1 protein-coding gene is annotated in these 1147 nt (G+C 76.3%); it reads right to left on the bottom strand.

Annotated features, from left to right (window positions below):
- Positions 1-241: 241 nt before the first annotated feature.
- Positions 242-1147: hypothetical protein (locus AE652_RS41820; RefSeq protein ID WP_049661317.1), on the bottom strand; the 906-nt coding region annotated here is incomplete at its 5' end.

The following is a 1147-nucleotide window of genomic DNA, read 5'->3' as shown; positions in this document are numbered from 1 at the left end:
CCGGCCACCGCCAGCACCGCGCCGCCCAGCTCGCGCCGGCCGCTCCAGCGGGCGACGCCGTAACCGCCGACCAGACCGCTCGCCGCGGTCAGCGCGGCGGGCGCGGCGGCCGCGAGCACGTTCGGGACCTTCGCCATCGTCGACTCCACTCGTAGGGGGCTGTGTCGGCTTCCGACCCTAACCCGGTGAACGGGCGGGGCCGTCGGGGCCTCCCGGAACGCCTGGACCCGGAGCGCCCGGTCTACCGGAACGCCTCGGCGGGCGTCTGCCCCGGCACCGTGGCGGCCAGCCGGCGGGCGGCCTCCACCGGGTCGAGCACCCGCTCCAGCCGCAGGTCGCCCGGAACCTCCTGGATGAACCGCCCGGCCGACCAGCTGCGCTCGTACGGCAGCGGCTCCAGCACCAGGGTGCGCACGCCGTCCACCACCGGGATATCGCCCGGCGTCCCCTCGTTCCAGATCCAGGAGCCGTCCGGCGCGACCAGGTTGAAGGCACCGGTGGCGATCACCCGGCGGCCGTCCAGGAACGCCGTCCGGGCCAGCGCCACCACCTCCCGCTCCTGCGGGGTGCCGGGCAGGTGGCCGCCGCCGATCAGCACGTCGGCGAGCAGGGTGTGCAGCTGGAAGGTGTCGCTCAGGCCGCTCATCCGCAGCAGGTAGCCGGTGCCGGTGGGGCGGTCGAGCACCAGCAGCGGCTCGTCGTCCAGCATCAGCGCCAGGTGGACCAGGCCCTTGAAGTCGTGCTGCTCGCCCTGGTAGCGGTCGAACAGCTCCAGGAGCACCTCGGTCACGCCCGAGGCGCGGGCCTCGGCCCGGACCTCCGCGTGCGCGTACACCGCCCAGGCCGCCTGCTGCCACAGGTGCAGCGTCCACCAGGCGACCACGGCCAGGTGCGCGTGCCACTCGTCCAGGTGCGCCGGGTCGGCGATCCGCTCGTGCGCCTCGGCCGGATCGTCCTCCTCCGCGCTGGGCAGCGGGCCGCCGCCGGTGGAGACCCAGCGCCGGACCAGCAGCTGTGCGCCGGTCAGCGCCCCGCGCAGGCCGGCCAGCACCGGGCCGGAGCAGGCCACCGGGTCGGCGCCGTGCTCCACGCAGGCGCCCACCACCATGGCCAGGTGCGCGCGGGGGAAGGGCGGGGCGTCCGGCAG

The organism is Kitasatospora sp. MY 5-36, assembly GCF_001182915.1.
Lineage (GTDB): Bacteria > Actinomycetota > Actinomycetes > Streptomycetales > Streptomycetaceae > Kitasatospora.
The sequence above is the reverse complement of the archived record's forward strand: the minus strand, read 5'-3'. Positions and strand labels throughout refer to the sequence as shown.